Below are 17,946 nucleotides of genomic sequence, written 5' to 3'. Positions count from 1 at the left end.
GTCGTCCTAACCGCATCTACGCACTGGGCGCACTCAGGCCGATCCTTGCCGGCTGCCTTCTGCGCATCCAGCGCTGCCTGGACAGCCTCGCCCCGGTTCTCTCGGTGATTCACCGCACCCGATGTCGAATACAGCCGTCACGCTCCTGTCCCAGGCCACCCAGAAAGGCCAAGCCCCATTTCTATCTCGCCTACAAACTCGCGTAATGCGAAGGCTTAAGTTGAGAGCATTGCTGTGCGGGGCGGCACCCGCGTACAGACGCGAACACAAGAAAACGCGCAAAGCGCCAAAAATACAGCGTCCCGCACGCTAAAAGCGCGGCCGGCTAAGCGCCATACCCCGCCGGGCATGAAACCGCGCAACCGTCTCATAAGGCAGCCAGGCATCAGCCTGATACGGCGCGATGCCCGATGGATTGTGGAACCAGACGCCGCCGTCGCCACGTCCGTGCAGCAGGATCAGATGGCCGCCCTGGCCGGGATGCATCCGCTCGGGGTAGCGGATCTCGGGGCTCACGGAGACGATGGCGAGCGTTTCGGCATCGATGCGCGCGGCGCTCGCCGCGATGCCCTCGTCGGTCATCACCGCCACGCGCACGCCGAACGCGGCTTCCACCCATCCGGCGAACGGGCGGTAGATCAACCCGTCCACGCCGCCATCTTCACGCACGCGATACACGCCGTACCGCAACGCCTCTTCGAGCATCTGCGCGCGCGGCGCATGCGCGACGCCCCAATAGTCGAGCGCCGATTCGAGGCAGGTCAGGCCGCACAGGCGCTTGGCCCAGAAGCGGTAGGCGCCGGCCTCGGTGAAGCCGCTCGCCCGCCAGTGCGGGTCCTCGCACGGGTCGGCGCCGCGCTCGACGATGGGCGCCACCCAGTCTGCACTGCCCCACTGGCTGTAATACGGCACGCCTTCATGCCGCCATGTCCCGCCGTTGCGCACGTCGTCCAAACGATACCCCTCGCGACAGTAAGGTTGATCTTCCGCGCGCGAGCGCACGGCGTTCAAAATCGTGCATCTTCGCAGCCACGCGTCTTCCCCGCAATGCCGCGAATATCGCAAGCCTGGTGTAAACGAAGCCGAATATACGCTTACATCCTCGTTATTCGGCGCCGCATTACATTTAGCTAAAATAGCGCCGTCGTTTGGCATTTTATGCGTTTAGAATATCGTGCTCCCGTGTGCGGCCCGCGCGAGGTCCGGTCAGACCGGCCTCACGGCGCCACGGCATGATCAATCAGAAACTGAATCCACGAATCCCTCCTTTGAGCAGTATGTCGAACGTTGCATACACAACCGACTCGGCCTCGGTGGCGGAGCGCGTACGCGAGCTGATGAGCCGTCACGGCATCGGCAAGCGTCAGCAAACGACCGAGCTGTGCCGGATTCTTGACCTGAGCTTTTCACAGGGGCACCGCAAGCTGCGCGGCAACAGCCCGTGGACGCTCGCGCAGATCAAGAAAGTGGCCGAAGCGTTCGGCGAACCGGCGGGCCAGTTGTTCGGCGCGCAGTTGCTCGACCCCGGCATGGTCGGGGCGAGCGCTCAGGAGGCGACGCTCTGCGTCAGCGCCGCCGAGCTGCCCTGCACCGCGTGGATCGGCGCACCGGTCGAGGCGGGCAGCCGCCCCGACTTCGTCGCCTACGAAAAGCAGGGCCAGTGGCGCGTGGTGCGCCCGGACGGCGCGCTCTACCAGAACGCGCGCGAAGTCCACAAGATCGAGATCTACCCGCGCCGCGCCGAGTCCGACAAGCCGCTCATCGCCGTCGCGGACGACGACCGCTCCTCCGCAGATAACCTGCGCGACTACCTCGAGCACAGCGGCTACACGGCGCTCGCGCTCTACGGCCTCGCGGCGTTCAACGAAGCGCTCGAAAACAACGTGTTCGACGGCGTGGTGATCGACTGGCTGTTCGGCAGCCAGACCGCCGCCGAGGCGATCCGCAGCGTGCGCGCCTCCGAGAACCCCGATGCGCCCATCTTCGTGCTCACCGGTGAACTGCTGACCGGCAAGGCCAGCGAGTCGGAGATCAGCCAGGTCGTGCGGCACTACAACGTGGCCTGCTACGAAAAGCCGGCGCGCATGGCGATTCTCGTCGCCGACCTTTCGAAGCGGCTCAATCGCGGCTAACGCCGCGCATTGTCCTCTCTGCCCACGCCCACGCCTTTCAGGCCGCCGCGCGCGGCGCGCTCAGCGCGCGCTGCAACGCCGCGCGCAGCACCTCGTAATGCACCGGCTTCGTGAGCCGGTCGAAGAACAGCGCGCCCTCGCCGCCCGTCTTGCCCACATTGTCCGGGAGCGCCGCGAGCCCCGCCACGTCGGCACTCACGGCGATCACACGCGGCTGCGCCAGCACGTCCTGCGCGGTTTCGAGCCCCGCCACGAAGTCGTAGCCGTCGCGGCCCGGCATGTGCAGGTCGAGCAGCACCACATCGCACGCCTCGTGCGCGAGCAGCGCGAGCGCGCTGTCGGCGTCGCCGGCCGCGAGCGCGCGGTAGCCCATGTGCGCGACCATCTCGCATAGCGAATCGCGCACGAGCGGGTTGTCGTCGACGACGAGCACCTGCGGCAGCGCCCGCGCGGGCAGCGCCGCTTCGGCCATGGCCGCGGGCACCGGCGGCTCCACTGGCGTGACGGGTATGCGCACCGTGAAGGTCGTGCCTTTGCCCACCCGGCTTTGCGTCTCGATCGTCCCGCCGAACAGTTCGACGAGGCCCCGCACGATCGCGAGCCCCATCCCCGCGCCCTCGTAGCGCCGTGAGCGCGACGTGTCGAGCTGCGTGAACTCCTTGAAGATGAGCGGAATCTGGTCCGCCGCCACGCCAGGTCCCGTATCGCCGACGACGATCACGAGCGTGTCGCCGCCAGCGGGCCTCAGCGCGCCTTCCTCATCCTGCGATGGCCGCGCGGACCGCGCGGGCGCCTGCAGCCAGAATTCGAGCCGCACCTTGCCGCGCTCCGTGTAGCGGATCGCGTTCGTGACGAGGTTGCCGGCGATCTGGCGAATACGATGCGGGTCGGCCACCACGCGCCGCTGCGGTCCCACCCACGCATGCTCGAACACGAGCCCGCGCGAGCGCGCCGCCTGCTCGTTCTCGTCGACGATCGACTGCAGCAGTTCGCGCGGCTCGAACTCTTCCTGGCGCAATTCGAGCTTGCCCGCGCCGAGACGCGCGTAGTCGGTGAGGTCCTTCATCTGCGCTTCGAGCTGGCGCGCGGCGGTTTCGAGGCGCTGGATCACCTTGCGGTCGGCTTCTGAATGCGAGTTGAAGCCGAGCAGCTCGATCGACGAGACGATCGCGTGCAGCGGCGTGCGCAGTTCGTGGCTGATCATGCCGAGGAAGGCGTCCTTCGCCATGCTCGCCTCGCGCGCGGCGCGGCTCGCCTGGTGCTCGGCTTCGAGCGCCGCGCGCTGCTGGTGCAGCAGACGCGTGCGCCGGTAGCCGTTCATCACGAGCAGCACGCCCGCCGCCGCCGAAAGCACGAGCAGCACAAGCCCTGAGGCAAACAGTTCCCGGCGTTTGGCGATGAAGTCGTGCCGGATCGCCTCGCGCTCGGTCACATCGGCGAAACGCCGGTTCAGCGCCAGGTCGGTGACCTGGGTCCAGTGCAGGTCGAGCGCCATGAGCATCGGCACCGCGCGTTCGGGGTTATCCGCGAGCGTGGCGATTTCAGCCTCGAACGGCGAGATCGTCGCGGCCAGAATGGCGAGATCGGCGTCCTGGCGCCGCTTGAGGCCGGAGGTCGAGTCGAGCGAGAGCGTCGAGCCCTTCATCACGTTGAGCTTCGACTGCAGCACCTCGTAGCGCAGCCGCACCTTGTCGAGATCGCGGTCGATGCCGTCCGCGAACATCAGCAACTGGCTCTCGAAGCGCGCGTAGGCGATCTGGAGCTGCGCGGCGTCCCAGTACAGGCCGTCGTAATTGCCCGTGATGCGCTGCACGACCTGCGGATTGAGCAGGTTCGCATAGAGCAGATAGCCGACCGCCACCACGGGCGGCGCGAGCGCCGCCATCCAGATGATCGCCTGCAGGAGACGTCGTAAGGGACGTTGTATCACCCGCTACTCACCGCTTGATCGTCATCGACTTGATCTGCCACGCGAACTTCGAGTCGCCGGCCGCGCCGTCGAGCTCGAGTGGATACTGGTCGCGTGGATAGATCAGGAACAACGGGCCGAAATTGCTTACCTTCAGGCGCTGGCCGTTCATCTCATAGGCGACCACCACGCCATAGCGCGCGGCGTCGGCCACGGGCACCACGCAGGTGTAGTCGTCGAGCGTGTGGATCTCGATCTGGCTGCCGTAAGCGCCCACGGCCTTGAGCACGTCCGAAAGCAGCGGGCCCGTGAAGGTCGAGCGCGGCGTCCACGTCGTAGCCGTCGTGATCGAATGCGCGGGCAGCGCGAGCAGCTGCGCCTCGCTGAAGTGATACGCCGTGTGGGCCGCATTGTTGGTCACGCGCACCTCGCCATCGACGTCGAGCGAGAGCGAACTCGCAGAACCCGCCGCCTGCGCAGGGTGTGCAAAAAGCGGCGCCGCGAGTGCGAACCCCGCCACGGCGGCCCAGCGCCGCCAGCCTGGCCATCCCATCCAATGCCACATCTTGCCCGAGCCCTTTCGCGCGATGATTCGCGTCGTTGTCGTGTGTCTTCGTGCGACGCTGCGCCGCTTTTTGCGGCAATGCGCCGTTTTTTCTGCTGCTTTCCCTCGATTTCCCGCGACCTCCGCCCACCATGCCAGCAGGCGCTGGTGAGCATAGGCATAATATCGTCAAACATTGCACTGACAATAGCCGTCTTTTTCTCGTACACCGCTATCCGAAACGCGCGTTGCGCATTTGCCGCGCAGTTGCCGATCACGCGCTTCGTCACCCATTTCACCCCATGGATAAACCTGTCGTTCCGCTCACCTACGAACAGCTCGATCACTGGGTCGAGTCGCTGCAACCGGCGCTGGTCGCGGAGGAATTCGACCTCGTGGTCGGCATCTTGCGCGGCGGCGCGCCGCTCGCGCTGATGGTTTCGCACGCAACGGGTGCGGGTGTCGCGTTCCTGCGCTATGACCGCACCACGCGCGAAGTGCGCTGGGACTCCACGTTGCCGCTGCCCGAACCGGGCTCGAAAGTGCTGCTCTGCGAGGACATCGCGGGGCGCGGCCATACGCTCGTGGACTGCATCGCGTTTCTGAGCGAGCACGGGCTCGTCGTGCGCACGCTCACCGGCGCGTACGACGACCTCAGCCGTTTGCGCCCCGATTATTCGATCGACGCAAGCGGCTATTTCGCGCTATTCCCGTGGGAGCGCCAGGCCTACACCGACCGCTATCGCGCCGACTGGATCCGCGACGGCGAAGGCGAAGGCACGCGCATGGCCGACGACCACGAGTACGCCGTCTACGCCATCGATCTCGACGGTGTCCTGCTGCCCGACATCCCGATTGCGCGCTACGACGAAGACCTCGTCGCCGCGCTCGCCGAGCGCGATGAGCTGGTGCCGTTCGAGCGCCTGCCGGGCATCGACATCAAACGCACGCGCGCGATCATCACGGGGCGTCCGGAGATCGACCGCGAGCGCACGCTCGCCTGGCTTGAGCGCCACGGCTTCGGGCACCTCGAACTGATCATGCGTATGCCGGACGACCACGACGACACGGCCGCGGCCGTGGCTGCGCACAAGGCCGCGGCGGCCATCCGCAGCGGCGTCACGCACTTCATCGAGAGCGATCCGGTGCAGGCCATCCTGATCGCCCAGAGCGCGCCGCTCCTGCGCGTGATCTGGTGGAACGCCCAGGCGCGCACGGGCACGCTGATCGGCGCCTCGGCCTGGAGCTGAGCGAGCAAGCGTTCAGACGCCGCCGCGCCGGCCCTCGATGAACCGCGCGGCGCGCGGCGACGCCACCACGATGAGCTTCATGGCCGCGCGCGTAGCGCCGACAAAGAGCTTGCGCGCGGCGCGCTCGTCGAATGACTCGAAGTCCACCTCGGTCAGGATCACGCACGGCGCGGACTGGCCCTTGAAGCGGTAGATCGAATCGAGCAGCACGTCGCCCTCGCGGTACTGCGGATTGCCGAACAGGTCGTATTGGCCCGTGAAACTGCGCAGCCGGTGCGGACCGAGCTGATCGAGCGCCGTGAACAGCGAATGCTCGCGGCCGCGATAGGAAAGCACGACGATGTCCTGCTTGCGAAAGCCGAGCGAAAGCGCCTGTGTAATCGCGCGTTTGGTCGCCAGAACCGCCCCGGGTTCTGCGCCGGGATCGGGTTCATGCTCGTCCCAGCTCGCTACCGTCACGTCGGAGCCGTCGAACGGACTCCCCGCCGCGAGCTGCGCGATGGCGGGCACGGTCGGTCCCGCGACGTCGCGCAGGAACGCGAGGATGTCGCGCGGGCTGCGGTAGTTCGTGTTCTCGCGCAGCACGGTCCAGCCCGCCAGCGCGAGCGGCTCGCGCACGTACAGGTTCTGCAGCGGATCTTCGAGCCACCACCATGCAGCGTCCGGCCGCAACAGGCGTTCGAGCGCGCCGACCCACGGCTGCTGGAAATCCTGCCCTTCGTCGACGATCAGCACATCGAACTGCCAGCGCTCGCCAATCGGCATCTCGCCGAAGCGCCGCACGAGGTCGTCGAACGCGCCGGGGCTCTCGAAGTCGGGCACGTGGCCGCCGTCACGCGCGACCCAGTCGCACAGCTGGTGATAGGTCGCCACCTTCGCCTCGGGCGGCGCGAGCTGCGCGATGTGGTCCGCGAGCGGCCGGTTGAAACACACGTAGAGCGGCCGCGCGCCGCGCGCCACCGCGTCCTTCATGACCTGCACGGCCAGTTGCGTCTTGCCCGAGCCCGCCGTGCCGATCACGCGCAGCCGGAACGGGGCGAATTCGAGCCGCCGCGCCCACGTGGCGAGGCCGCCCGCGAGCCGCGTGACGAGCGTGCCCGCCGCGCCGAGCAGCGCGCTGGTGTCGGGCGTGAGCGAAAGTACGTCGGCGAGAAAGTGATGGATCTTGGCGGCGCACGGCAGGCGCGGCTCGTCGGCGGGCATGGCTTCGAGCACGATGGCGGCGAGTTGCGCCTTGCGCGTGGCGTCGACGATGCGCGCCGGGTTCACGCCCGCGATGGCGGGCTCGCGCACCACGTGGTCGGGGCAGTAGAACAGCTCTTCGAGCACATAGGTGCCCGCGCCGAAAGACGCCGTAAAGCGCCGGTGCAGCCCTTCGACCGTGCGCGCCAGCGCGATCGCCACGTTGCGCTCGGTTTGCATGTAGGCCTTGACGAGCCCGCCCGGCGTTTCGCGCAAAAAGCCCGTTTTCTGCTCGACGATCATCACGCGCCCGGCCGGGCTGACGATCACGAAATCGGCCTCGCCGAAGACCGAAAAGCCTTCTGAGAGTCGCGTCCAGTGCACGCCGTGATAGACCGTGTAGCCGTTCGGCAAACCGCGCGCGAGCGCGGCGAGCGTTTCGCGCTCGCGCGCGGCGGCGCCGGTGGCCTCCAGATGCTGCCAGTCGTCGGGGACAATGCGGGCCATAGGCGGGTCTCGGACGTGAGTTGGGGGTCGAGGCGGGACGGCCGCGCAGGAAAGCGAGGGAGCGGCGCCGCACGAATCGGGCGCGACGGCGGAACTCCCGGCGCCGCGCAGCGCCTATTCTACGAAATGCCGGGCTGCGCAAAAAACCGCGCGAGAATCGTGTATCGTGGCGGCCTGCGCCAGGCTTGACCCTTTTTCCCCTTGCAAGGAGTACGCGCCAGATGATTACGATCTGGGGACGCGCCAATTCGGTGAATGTCCAGAAAGTCCTGTGGTGTTGCGATGAACTCGTGCTGCCGTTCCAGCGCATCGACGCGGGCGGCCCGTTCGGCCATCTCAACGAGCCTTCCTATCTCGCCATGAATCCGAACGGCAAGGTCCCGACGATCACCGACGGCACGTTCGTGCTGTGGGAGTCGAACGCGATCCTGCGGTATCTGGCGATGGAGTATGGCCCCTCGAGCCTGCTCTACCCGACCGACCCGAAGGTGCGCGCCTCGATCGAGCGCTGGCTCGACTGGTCGATCGGCACGCTCGCGCCTGTCGAGCGCCCCGTGTTCCTCGCGCTCGTGCGCACGCCGCCCGAAAAGCGCGACACGGCGAAGCTCGCGGCCGACTTCGATCAGCTGAGCCCGCTTTGGCGGCTGCTCGACCACCATCTGCAAGGCCGCTTCTTCATGGAAAACGAGCGCTTCTCGCTCGCCGACATCGTGCTCGGCGCGTACGCACGGCGCTGGTTCGGGCTCGAAGGCGTGGAGCGCGAGCCGCTGCCGAATGTCGAGCGCTGGTATCAGCGCCTCGCGCAGCGCCAGGGCTTCCGTAAGTACATCGATCTGCCGCTCACCTGAGCGGCCGCTCCATGGCGGCGTGGGCGGGCCGGCGGCGCGCCCCGTATAATCGCAAGCATGAAGACAGCAAAACCGTCCCCGGACGCCCCGGCCTTGCACAGCGACACGCACGGCGAGGCGCACGACCACGCGCACGATCACGGCCGCACCCACTCGCACGTCGGCGTAGAGGGTGCTTCGGTCGAGTCCGCACTCGCGATGGCCGAGGCCTATTGCCGCGAGCGCGGCGAAAAGCTCACGCCGATCCGCCGCAAGGTGCTGGAGTTGCTGCTCGCCTCGGGACGCGCGACCAAGGCGTATTCGCTGCTCGACGAAATGCGCCAGATCCATCCGGGTTCGGCGCCGCCCACCGTCTATCGGGCGCTCGACTTCCTGCTGTCGGCGGGGCTCATCCACCGCATCGAGTCGATCAACGCGTTCGCCGTGTGCCACGACCTCACGCAGTGTCAGCACGGCATTCTCGTGGTGTGCCAGCAGTGCGGCAACGTCACCGAGCTGCACGAGCCCAAGCTGCGCCAAGCGTTGGTCGCGCAGATCGAGGCCGCGGGCTACCGGCTCGCCGGCGACGGCATCGAGCTCAAGGGTCTCTGCGCGCAATGCCAGGAGAGTCAGGGTGACAAGGCTGCACAGGCGGCCGCCGCGCCCGAAGCCGCCGCGCAGTCTTCGTCCGTTAGCTGACCGTCTTCGCCCGCCGTTCAGCGCAGGCAACAGATCAGCCGCGCCGCATGTCGCGGCGCTTCAGTCCATCAGCACCCGCACCTTTCCCGCCGCGCTACGCGCGCGGCGTCACAGCGACTGGCGCGCGTCGATCGCGTCGCTCAGCAGCGTCACCAGTTCTTCCGGCCGGGCCGGCTTGGTCATGAAGTGCTGGAAGCCTTCGCCGATGCTGCGCAAACGCCAGCTTTCGTCGGTATGGCCCGTGAGCGCGACTGCGACGGTCGGTGCGTGATCGCCACGAATCTCGTAGTCGCGCAGACGCTGGATCAGGTAGAAGCCGTCCATGGCCGGCAGGTCGAGATCGCAGACCACGGCGTCGGGGTGCAGGCTCAGGGCCGCTTCGACGCCCGTTTCGGCGTCTTCGACCGCCACGACATGCGCACCCTCCGCCTCGAGCAGCGAAGTCAGTGACGCCCGGCTGTGCGGGTCGTCTTCGACGAGGACGATGGTCGTCCGGTCGAGCTTGTGTACTGCGTTCATTGTGTTTGCTTACATGCCTTTGTATCTGTCAGGCCGAGTGCCGCGAGGCGACGAGCCCGGTGTCACGCCGGGCGTACGGCAACGCGGGCCGTCCTGATAAAGCAATCTTAATGCCGTCCGGTTCCTGCGCGCTGCGAGTGCGCCCATCCGCGCCGCGCACGATAGCCGCATCACAAGACAGCCCGATGACGGCCGCGCTCATGCTTTGCCGCCCTGTTTTGCGTCCTGCTTCGAACCTTGTCGCGAAACGGTGAGCCCCCTGGCTCTGCCGGTTTGCGCATAGGCTTCGAGTGCACGCTGGCGCGCCAGTTCGTGCTCGACGACAGGTTCTGGATAATTTTTGCCGAGGCGCACGGCCGCCGCCTCGAGTTGCTGCGCGCTGGCCTTCCAGGGCTGGTGCACGAGCGCGTCGGGCAGGCCCGCCAGCTCCGGCACCCAGTGCCGCACATAGGCGCCGCGCGGGTCGAACTTCTGGCCCTGCAGCACCGGATTGAAGATGCGGAAGTACGGCGCAGCATCCACGCCCGAGCCCGCCACCCACTGCCAGTTGGCCGGATTGCTGGCCGGGTCGGCGTCGACGAGCGTGTCCCAGAACCAGGACTCGCCCGCGCGCCAGTCAATCAGCAAATGCTTGCTCAGGAACGACGCCGCGACCATGCGCACGCGGTTGTGCATCCAGCCCGTGTGCCAAAGCTCGCGCATGCCGGCATCGACGAGCGGGTAGCCGGTCAGCCCGCGCTGCCACGCTCTCAGGCCAGCCGTGTCCTTGCGCCACGGCATGGCGTCGAAAGCGGGACGCAGGCTGCGCGTTGCCAGATCGGCGTAGTGAAAGCGCTGGTAGTGACAGAACTCCCGCCAGCCCAGCTCGCTCGCGAACTTTTCGGCGCTCGCGGCGCGGCGCGCCGATCCACGCCCGTGCGCGTGCGTGTGCGGCGCCGCCCTGAGCGCCGCCCAGACCTGGCGCGGCGAAATTGCGCCGACGGCGAGATACGGGGAGAGGCGGCTCGTGGCGGCGTCGCCGGGTTCGTCGCGCTCGCCGGCGTAGGCGTCGAGGTCGGTGGCGAGGAACGCGCGCAGACGCTCCAGCGCGGCTTCCTCACCCGCTGGCCAGGCCTCGCGCAAGCCGCCCGACCAGTCGGGCGCGCGTGGTGCGAGGTCGAGTGCGTCAAGTTTCGATGCGCGCTGGGTAAGACGTGCTGGCAGCGATTGAAAAATCATCCGTTCGGGCTCGCCTTCCGGCGGCGGCGGATCGCCCATGCGCAGGCAGGCGCGCCAGTAGGCGCTAAAGACTCGGAACGGCTCGCCGGACTGATTGAGCACCGTCCACGGCTCGTTGAGGAGCTGGGCGCTGAAGCTTTCGACGCTGACGCCGCGCTCGCGCAGCGAAGCTTTGAGGGCGCGATCGACCTCGCGTTGCGCCGCGCCGTAGCGGCGGTTCCAGTACACAGCTTGCGCGCCGGTTTCCGTAACGAGGGCGTCGAGCGTTGCCGCCTCGTCGCCCTGCAAGAGCAGCAGGCGGCCGCCGCGGGCAGCCAGCGCCGCTTCGAGCGAGCGCAGCGACGCATGACGCCACCAGCGCGCCGCACCGCCCTCCGGCCGCTCGCCCGAGGCGTGCGGATCGTGGATCCAGACGCAGATCAGCGGGCGGCCGCTCGCCGTGGCCTGCGCCAGCGCGGGCTGGTCGGCAAGCCGGAGATCGTCGCGAAACCAGACGATGGCGGGCGCTTGATTGGCACTACCGCGGGAAGAAACGGAAGAAGAAAGCAGACCGGACCTCGACCGGGAAACATTCGCGCGGCACTGCGCACGGGCCGTGCCGCAAAGGTCACGGAGCGTACCACGGTGCACGGCGGCGATTAATCCGTATCAATGCCCGTATCGGCGCGTACGTCGACGCGACGAGGCCCCACGCCCTCGGTAATGAGCGCGACCGCATGGCGCGCGATCGCCTCGACACCCACGTGCGGCTGCTGCGCGTCGCCGCGCCACATCTGGCTGGTGGCGAGCGGCAGCAGCGTGAGGCCCATCAGCGACTGGAACAGCAGCGAAGGCTCCAGCGCCGCGTTGAGTCGGCCCTCGCGCTGCCAGCGCGCAATTGCCGTGTGGGCCGTTTCCTGGTGCTCGCGGCCGAGGCGCTCGAGCATGCGCTGGCGCAGCACGCCGCCCTCGCTAATGACGTCGCGCACCCACAGCGGCGGAAACCACGGATTGCGCTGCCCCAACGCCACGAAGCGCTGCGCGAGCGCGGTGAGCGCCGCCACAGGATCGTCGGGATGCTCCGCGAAGATGTCGCCAAGCGCCTCGCGCAGCGGCACGAAACGCTCGTCGATCAGCACGTCGATCAGTTGATCGCGCGTCTTGAAGTAGTAGTGGACCATCGCGGGCGTCACGCCTGCCTCGCGGGCGATGGCGGCAAGCGACGTGTCGAGAATGCCCTGGCGCGCAAACAACGCAAGCGCCGCATCGATCAGGCGCGCGCGCTGCTCCGCCCCGCCCACGCCGCCACTCGGCCGGCCGGGACGGCGCGCGGCGGGCCGGCCTGATGTGCCGCCTGCGCTGTCGAGGGTGGGTTCTGGCACTTTCATGGATGTTTTATCGGGTAACGAATTGAATTTTGACCAACTGGAACAATTGTCCTAATATTAACCTCCGAATTAATTAATTTCAAGGCAGATGGACACGATGGAACCCAGCACGAACCACCCTGTTCCCGCTACGGCGGGGGTTGGCGCTCACGCGAAAGCGGCGGCGCTGGCGTCGGGCCCGGCGGCTGCCGATGCCGGTGGCCACCCGCGGGACGGCCACCCGCCGATCCGGCTGCTGTTTCCGGCGCTCCTGCTCGTCATGCTGCTGGCCGCGCTCGACCAGACCATCGTTTCGACGGCGCTGCCGACCATCGTCGGCGAGCTGGGCGGGCTCGACCGGCTCTCGTGGGTCGTCACGGCCTACCTGCTCACCTCGACGATCGTCGTGCCGCTCTACGGCAAGTTCGGCGACCTGTTCGGGCGCAAGATCGTGCTGCAGGCCGCCATCGTGATCTTCCTGATCGGTTCGGCGCTTTGCGGCGTGGCGCAGAACATGGAACAGCTCATCGTGCTGCGCGCCCTCCAGGGCATCGGCGGCGGGGGCCTGATGGTCGTGACGATGGCCGCCATCGGCGACGTGATCCCGCCCGCGCAGCGCGGCAAGTATCAGGGCATGTTCGGTGGCGTGTTCGGCATCGCCACGGTGATCGGGCCGCTGCTTGGCGGCTTTCTCGTCGAGCATCTGTCGTGGCGCTGGATTTTCTACATCAACCTGCCGCTCGGCGCGATCGCGCTCGTGGTGATCGGCGCGGTGTTCAAACCGCGCGCCGCACACGTGAAGCACGTGATCGACTACATGGGCGCGGGCTGGCTCGCCGCCGCCCTCACCTGCCTGATCCTCTTCACGAGCGAGGGCGGCTCGCTGCTGCCGTGGACTTCGCCCACGCTCTGGCTCACGCTGCTGCTCGGCATCGTCGCCGTGGCGGGCTTCATCCACGAGGAAAAGCACGCTGCCGAGCCCATCATCCCGCTCGAACTCTTTCGCGAGCGCACCTTCGTGCTCGCGAGCCTGATCGGCTTCATCGTGGGCGTATCGCTGTTCGGCTCGGTGACGTTCCTGCCGCTCTATCTGCAGGTGGTGAAGGGCTCGACGCCCTCGCAGGCCGGTATGCAGATGCTGCCGATGATGGGCGGCGTGCTCGTGATGTCGATCATCACAGGCCGCATCATCAGCAAGATCGGCAAGTACCGCATGTTCCCGATTGCGGGCACGGCGCTCGTGGCCGTGGCGATGATGCTGCTCGCGCGCCTGCGGATCGACACCCCCATTCACCTCATGTATCTCTACATGGGCCTGCTCGGCTGCGGCCTCGGCATGGTGATGCAGGTGCTGGTCCTCGCCGTGCAGAACGCTGTGGAGTTTCGCCACATGGGCGTGGCCACGTCGGGCGCGACGCTGTTCCGCTCGATTGGCGGCTCGGTGGGGGTGGCCGCGTTCGGCGCCGTGTTCTCGCATGGGCTGAACGCGCGGCTCGAAAAGGTGCTTACCGCCGGCGTGGAACTGCCGCAGCCGCTTACGCCCGACGTGATCCACCATCTGCCGCCCACGCTGCACGCGCAGTATCTCGCCGCGTTCGCCGGCGCGCTGCACACGGTCTATCTCTCGGCTGCGGTCGTGGTGGTGTTCTCGTTCGCGCTGTCCTGGCTGCTGCGCGATGTGCCGCTGCGCAAGCAGCATTGAGCGCGTTTCCATCGCTTTTTCCCTTCCAGCCAGCGAGTTCCCGCTGGCTTTTTTTTGCCTTGCGAACCGGCATCACGTTGGCCTAATGGGGCCCGTTCGCATCATCATTACATTTTCCACACATTTAATTACAGTTAGCTAAAATCGCGGGCATCGCGCGCCGGACCCGACGGCGCGCGTTCCAACTCTCGCGACGGCTGCATGACGGCCGCTCGCCAAAAAACACACAACTCAGGAGAAGACCCGCCCATGGACGTCCAGACCGACCGAACCACGCTATCCGCGCAAGACACGAGGCGACGCGTATTCGCCATCGTCGGCGCCTCGTCGGGCAATCTCGTCGAGTGGTTCGACTTCTATATTTACTCGTTCTGCGCGCTGTATTTCGCGCCCGCTTTCTTCCCGAGCGGCAACACCACCACGCAGTTGCTCAACACCGCCGGCGTGTTCGCCGCGGGCTTCCTCATGCGCCCCATCGGCGGCTGGCTGTTCGGCCGCATCGCCGACCGCCACGGCCGCCGAACCGCGATGATGATCTCGGTGCTCATGATGTGCGGCGGCTCGCTCGTGATCGCCATGCTGCCCACCTACGCGCAGATCGGCGCGTTCGCCCCGTTCCTGCTCCTGCTCGCGCGGCTCTTCCAGGGGCTGTCGGTGGGCGGCGAGTACGGCACGAGCGCGACCTACATGAGCGAGGTCGCGCTCAAGGGCCGGCGCGGCTTCTTCGCGTCGTTCCAGTACGTCACGCTGATCGGCGGCCAGCTTTGCGCGCTCCTCGTGCTCGTGATCCTGCAGCAAACGCTTTCCACCGAAGAACTGAAGGCCTGGGGCTGGCGCATTCCGTTCGTGGTCGGCGCATTCGCCGCGCTGATCTCGCTCTACCTTCGCAAGTCGCTCAACGAAACCTCGACGAGCGAGTCGCGCCACAAACGCGACGCGGGCACGATCCGCGGCGTGTGGCAGCACAAGGGCGCGTTCTTCACGGTGGTGGGCTTCACGGCAGGCGGCTCGCTGATCTTCTACACGTTCACGACCTACATGCAGAAGTACCTCGTGAACACGGCCGGCATGCACGCGAAAACCGCCAGCAGCGTGATGACCTGCGCGCTCTTCGTCTACATGCTGATGCAGCCGGTGTTCGGCGCGCTGTCCGACAAGATCGGCCGCCGCACGTCGATGATCCTGTTCGGCGCATTCGCGGTGATCGGCACGGTGCCGCTCATGCATGCGCTCAAGGACGTGTCGAGCCCGGTGGCCGCGTTCGCGCTGATCACGGTGGCGCTGGCGATCGTCAGCTTCTACACGTCGATCAGCGGCCTCATCAAGGCCGAGATGTTCCCGCCCGAAGTGCGTGCAATGGGCGTGGGCCTCTCGTACGCGGTGGCCAACGCGCTGTTCGGCGGCTCGGCCGAATACGTCGCGCTGTGGTTCAAGTCGGTCGGCAGCGAGTCGACGTTCTACTGGTACGTGACCGCGCTATGTGCGATTTCGCTGATCGTCTCGTGGCGCATGCGTGATCCGTCGAAGCACGGCTATCTGCGTCACGAACCGTGATGCGCGGGCGCGGCCGCTTCATGCAGGCTGCGCCACCCGCTCCATCGCACGCTGCAATGTTTCGTAGACCTTCGGACGATTGCACTGCGAAACGTTGAAACGCAGAAAATCGCCCGCGCTGCGCGACACGCTGAACACGTTGCCCGGTGCGAGCACCACGCCTTCCACCAGCGCCTCGCGCGCGATCTGCGCGGCGTCGAGTCCGTCCGGCAATTCCGCCCACACGAATAGCCCCGCCTGCGGACGCGTCCATGCGGTCAGGCCCAAAGCCGAAAGCCGCTGCAGCGTGTCGCCCATGGCGTCGGCGAGCTTCGCGCGCAAGCCGTCCAGGTGCCGCCGATACGTGCCGTCCACGAGCAAACGGTGCACCAGCTCGGCCACCATCTCCCCATTGCCGAACGAGACCGCAAGCTTGAGATCCACGAGCGGCTCGATCCAGTCGGTGCGCGCCGCGATGAAACCGCAGCGCGCCGCCGCCGACATCGTCTTCGAGAAGCTGCCGATCGTCACAACGCGCGCGAGCCCGTCGAAGGCCGCGAGGCGCGGCGCGGGCTCGATCTCGAAGTCAGCGAAGATGTCGTCCTCGACGATCAGGAGGTCGTGTTCCTCCGCGAGCTTGAGCAGACGATGCGCGACGGCGGGCGCGAGCGTCGCGCCAGTGGGGTTGTGGACCGCCGAGTTCGTCACGTAGAGGCGCGGGCGCGATTCGGCCAGCGTGCGCTCGAACGCGGCGAGATCCGGGCCCGTCGGCGTGTACGGCACGCCGACCACGCGCACGCGATGCGCGCGCAGCAGCGCCTGGAAATTGAAGTAGCACGGGTCGTCCACGAGCACGGTGTCGCCCGGTTCCAGCAGAAAGCGGCACAGCAGGTCGAGCGCCTGGGTGCCGCCGTCGGTCAGCACGATCTGTCCGGGCGCCGCCTCCACGCCGTGCTGGCCGAGCCGCCATGCCAGCTGCTGGCGCAGCGCCGGCAGGCCGAGCGGTGAAGCGTAATCGGTGAGCGGCGCGCGCGGGTCGCGTGCGAGGGCGCGCAGCGCGCGCCGCACGGCGTCCTGCGGCAGCCACGAGGCGGGCAGCCAGCCGCAGCCGGGCCGCAGCGCGTCGGCCTCGGTCTGCAGCGACTGGCGCGTGAGCCAGAGCGGATCGATCTCGCGGTCGAGCTGCGGCCCGAGCGCGGCGAGCGCGAGCGGCGGCGCATGCCCGGCCACGAAAAATCCGGCGCCGCGCCGCGCGACGAGCACGCCTTCGGCGACGAGGCGCTCGTAGGCCTCCACCACCGTCGAGTTCGACACGCCAAGCTGCTCGCTCATCGCCCGGATGGACGGCACGCGCGCGCCCGCAGCCAGCGAGCGCGCGGCAATGCGCTCGCGCAGCGCCTGCATCACCTGCTCGACGCGCGTCATCGGCAGGGCTTGCGCCCTCGCTCTGTCTTTCATCTGTACTGCTCCGTGTTCAATACAGTTTGAACAAATTGTACTGATCTGTAGCTTACCTTCGCGCGGCGCGGCGCGCATCATCGGGGATCGATCTCCGATCTTTCCTCTTGCCCAAGCCCATGCGCAAAACGCTCGATTCCACCACCGACGGCTGGCTCTGCGGCCTCGCAGGCGTCCTCATCTTCAGCGGCTCGCTGCCCGCCACGCGGCTCGCCGTGCTCGGCTTTGCCCCCGTGTTCCTCACCAGCGTGCGCGCGACCATCGCGGGCATCCTCAGCGTGCTGCTGCTTGTTGCGCTGCGCGCGGCGCGGCCCGCGCGCGCCGAGGTCTGGCCGCTCGTCATCGTCGCGCTCGGCGTCGTGGTGGGCTTCCCGCTCCTCACGGCGCTCGCGCTCCAGCACGTGAGTTCGGCGCACGCCATCGTGTTCGTCGGCTTGCTGCCGCTCGCCACGGCCGGGTTCGGGGTGCTGCGTGGGGGCGAGCGTCCGCAGCCGGCCTTCTGGATCTTTTCCGCGGCGGGCAGCGCCGCAGTGGTGGCGTTCGCGCTGCGCCACGGCATCGACGCCTCGCCGCTCGGCGACGCGCTCATGCTCGGCGCGATCGTCGTGTGCGGGCTCGGCTATGCGGAAGGCGCGCGGCTCTCGCGGCGTCTGGGCGGCTGGCAGGTGATCTGCTGGGCGCTCGTAATCTCGCTGCCCGTGATGGCGCCGCTCGCGTGGTGGCTGCGGCCCGCGTCGCTCGTCGCAGTGAGCGCGGCCTCGTGGTGGGGGCTTGGCTATGTGTCGCTCTTCAGCATGCTGATTGGCTTCGTCTTCTGGTATCGCGGGCTCGCGCTCGGCGGCATTGCGGGTGTTGGGCAGTTGCAGTTGCTGCAGCCGTTCTTCGGCTTCGTGCTCGCGGCGCTGCTGCTGCACGAGTCCGTGCCGCCCGCGATGATCGCCGTCACCGCCGTGGTGATCGCGTGCGTGGCAGGCGCGCGGCGCTTCGGGCGCGCGAGCGGCGCTTCCGCTGTCGCGAATCGCGCGGGCACGCAGCGCGTCTAGGACGGGCTTTTTTGGCGCGCTTCAAAAGCGCGCCCGCGCGAGGCATAGTGAGGAACGCAAACCTCCTTCGCGCCTCG

Annotated in this window: 15 protein-coding genes and 1 pseudogene; 8 read left to right on the top strand and 8 right to left on the bottom strand. The window is 67.6% G+C overall.

Annotation, left to right across the window (positions count from 1 at the left end):
* Positions 1–206 (top strand): annotated as a pseudogene (locus M3I56_RS30320) (IS4/IS5 family transposase); the annotation flags it as partial.
* Positions 207–309: 103 nt separating this feature from the next.
* Here M3I56_RS30320 and M3I56_RS30315 read toward each other — a convergent pair.
* Complete coding sequence (locus tag M3I56_RS30315; protein WP_254357079.1) at positions 310–954, bottom strand: C39 family peptidase; 645 nt, start codon at positions 952–954, stop codon at positions 310–312.
* Between the two features lie 323 nt (positions 955–1,277).
* Between M3I56_RS30315 and M3I56_RS30310 the strand changes: the two genes are divergently transcribed.
* Complete coding sequence (locus M3I56_RS30310; protein WP_254357078.1) at positions 1,278–2,132, top strand: helix-turn-helix domain-containing protein; 855 nt, start codon at positions 1,278–1,280, stop codon at positions 2,130–2,132.
* A 37-nt stretch (positions 2,133–2,169) separates the two neighbouring features.
* Here M3I56_RS30310 and M3I56_RS30305 read toward each other — a convergent pair whose 3' ends face one another.
* Both M3I56_RS30305 and M3I56_RS30300 read right to left on the bottom strand, forming a co-directional pair.
* The gene (locus M3I56_RS30305) at positions 2,170–4,017 is read right to left on the bottom strand and encodes an ATP-binding protein (RefSeq protein ID WP_254357086.1); all 1,848 of its coding nucleotides are present in this window, start codon (positions 4,015–4,017) and stop codon (positions 2,170–2,172) included.
* A 52-nt stretch (positions 4,018–4,069) separates the two neighbouring features.
* Positions 4,070–4,594 (bottom strand): molybdopterin-dependent oxidoreductase, encoded by a 525-nt coding sequence (locus tag M3I56_RS30300; protein WP_254357077.1) that lies wholly within the window; start codon positions 4,592–4,594, stop codon positions 4,070–4,072.
* Positions 4,595–4,887: 293 nt separating this feature from the next.
* Between M3I56_RS30300 and M3I56_RS30295 the strand changes: the two genes are divergently transcribed.
* Positions 4,888–5,835, top strand: a complete 948-nt coding sequence (locus M3I56_RS30295) for a phosphoribosyltransferase (protein WP_254357076.1) — start codon at positions 4,888–4,890, stop codon at positions 5,833–5,835.
* 12 nt (positions 5,836–5,847) lie between these two features.
* On the opposite strand, the gene M3I56_RS30290 is transcribed toward M3I56_RS30295, so the two are convergent.
* Positions 5,848–7,524 (bottom strand): ATP-binding domain-containing protein, encoded by a 1,677-nt coding sequence (locus tag M3I56_RS30290; protein WP_254357075.1) that lies wholly within the window; start codon positions 7,522–7,524, stop codon positions 5,848–5,850.
* A gap of 221 nt (positions 7,525–7,745) precedes the next feature.
* Between M3I56_RS30290 and M3I56_RS30285 the strand changes: the two genes are divergently transcribed.
* Positions 7,746–8,372: a glutathione S-transferase family protein gene (locus M3I56_RS30285; RefSeq protein WP_254357074.1), complete on the top strand. Its 627-nt coding sequence runs from the start codon at positions 7,746–7,748 to the stop codon at positions 8,370–8,372.
* 57 nt (positions 8,373–8,429) lie between these two features.
* Positions 8,430–9,050, top strand: a complete 621-nt coding sequence (locus tag M3I56_RS30280) for a Fur family transcriptional regulator (RefSeq protein ID WP_254357073.1) — start codon at positions 8,430–8,432, stop codon at positions 9,048–9,050.
* Between the two features lie 108 nt (positions 9,051–9,158).
* Here the strand turns inward: M3I56_RS30280 and M3I56_RS30275 are convergent, their stop codons facing one another.
* The 3 genes from M3I56_RS30275 to M3I56_RS30265 all read right to left on the bottom strand — a co-directional run bounded on the left by M3I56_RS30275 (position 9,159) and on the right by M3I56_RS30265 (position 12,154).
* Positions 9,159–9,569 carry a response regulator gene (locus tag M3I56_RS30275; protein ID WP_028205606.1) on the bottom strand — a complete coding sequence of 137 codons (411 nt, stop codon included), beginning with the start codon at positions 9,567–9,569 and terminating at the stop codon, positions 9,159–9,161.
* 198 nt (positions 9,570–9,767) lie between these two features.
* Complete coding sequence (locus M3I56_RS30270) at positions 9,768–11,336, bottom strand: deoxyribodipyrimidine photo-lyase (protein ID WP_254357085.1); 1,569 nt, start codon at positions 11,334–11,336, stop codon at positions 9,768–9,770.
* Between the two features lie 89 nt (positions 11,337–11,425).
* Positions 11,426–12,154: a TetR/AcrR family transcriptional regulator gene (locus M3I56_RS30265; RefSeq protein ID WP_051481642.1), complete on the bottom strand. Its 729-nt coding sequence runs from the start codon at positions 12,152–12,154 to the stop codon at positions 11,426–11,428.
* A gap of 97 nt (positions 12,155–12,251) precedes the next feature.
* Between M3I56_RS30265 and M3I56_RS30260 the strand changes: the two genes are divergently transcribed.
* Positions 12,252–13,835, top strand: coding sequence for an MDR family MFS transporter (locus M3I56_RS30260; protein ID WP_254357072.1), 1,584 nt, complete (start codon positions 12,252–12,254; stop codon positions 13,833–13,835).
* Between the two features lie 249 nt (positions 13,836–14,084).
* Positions 14,085–15,389, top strand: coding sequence for an MFS family transporter (locus M3I56_RS30255; RefSeq protein WP_254357071.1), 1,305 nt, complete (start codon positions 14,085–14,087; stop codon positions 15,387–15,389).
* 18 nt (positions 15,390–15,407) lie between these two features.
* On the opposite strand, the gene M3I56_RS30250 is transcribed toward M3I56_RS30255, so the two are convergent.
* A complete protein-coding gene (locus M3I56_RS30250) occupies positions 15,408–16,826 on the bottom strand; it encodes a PLP-dependent aminotransferase family protein (RefSeq protein WP_254357070.1) in 1,419 nt (472 codons plus the stop codon).
* 119 nt (positions 16,827–16,945) lie between these two features.
* On the opposite strand from M3I56_RS30250, the gene M3I56_RS30245 reads away from it, so the two are divergent.
* The gene (locus M3I56_RS30245) at positions 16,946–17,869 is read left to right on the top strand and encodes a DMT family transporter (protein ID WP_254357084.1); all 924 of its coding nucleotides are present in this window, start codon (positions 16,946–16,948) and stop codon (positions 17,867–17,869) included.
* Positions 17,870–17,946: the final 77 nt, after the last annotated feature.

The sequence above is a fragment of the Paraburkholderia sp. CNPSo 3281 genome (assembly GCF_024206515.1).
In the GTDB taxonomy this organism is placed as follows: domain Bacteria; phylum Pseudomonadota; class Gammaproteobacteria; order Burkholderiales; family Burkholderiaceae; genus Paraburkholderia; species Paraburkholderia nodosa.
Note: the sequence above shows the minus strand (reverse complement) of the source record. Positions and strands in the feature narration are given on the sequence as shown.

Coding starts and splice junctions, on each gene's coding strand:
- M3I56_RS30265 (WP_051481642.1), bottom strand. CDS start 12,154: ATGAAAGTGCCAGAACCCACCCTCGACAGCGCAGGCGGCACATCAGGC.
- M3I56_RS30280 (WP_254357073.1), top strand. CDS start 8,430: ATGAAGACAGCAAAACCGTCCCCGGACGCCCCGGCCTTGCACAGCGAC.
- M3I56_RS30250 (WP_254357070.1), bottom strand. CDS start 16,826: ATGAAAGACAGAGCGAGGGCGCAAGCCCTGCCGATGACGCGCGTCGAG.
- M3I56_RS30245 (WP_254357084.1), top strand. CDS start 16,946: ATGCGCAAAACGCTCGATTCCACCACCGACGGCTGGCTCTGCGGCCTC.
- M3I56_RS30300 (WP_254357077.1), bottom strand. CDS start 4,594: ATGGGATGGCCAGGCTGGCGGCGCTGGGCCGCCGTGGCGGGGTTCGCA.
- M3I56_RS30260 (WP_254357072.1), top strand. CDS start 12,252: ATGGAACCCAGCACGAACCACCCTGTTCCCGCTACGGCGGGGGTTGGC.
- M3I56_RS30305 (WP_254357086.1), bottom strand. CDS start 4,017: ATGGCGGCGCTCGCGCCGCCCGTGGTGGCGGTCGGCTATCTGCTCTAT.
- M3I56_RS30310 (WP_254357078.1), top strand. CDS start 1,278: ATGTCGAACGTTGCATACACAACCGACTCGGCCTCGGTGGCGGAGCGC.
- M3I56_RS30275 (WP_028205606.1), bottom strand. CDS start 9,569: ATGAACGCAGTACACAAGCTCGACCGGACGACCATCGTCCTCGTCGAA.
- M3I56_RS30290 (WP_254357075.1), bottom strand. CDS start 7,524: ATGGCCCGCATTGTCCCCGACGACTGGCAGCATCTGGAGGCCACCGGC.
- M3I56_RS30295 (WP_254357076.1), top strand. CDS start 4,888: ATGGATAAACCTGTCGTTCCGCTCACCTACGAACAGCTCGATCACTGG.
- M3I56_RS30285 (WP_254357074.1), top strand. CDS start 7,746: ATGATTACGATCTGGGGACGCGCCAATTCGGTGAATGTCCAGAAAGTC.
- M3I56_RS30255 (WP_254357071.1), top strand. CDS start 14,085: ATGGACGTCCAGACCGACCGAACCACGCTATCCGCGCAAGACACGAGG.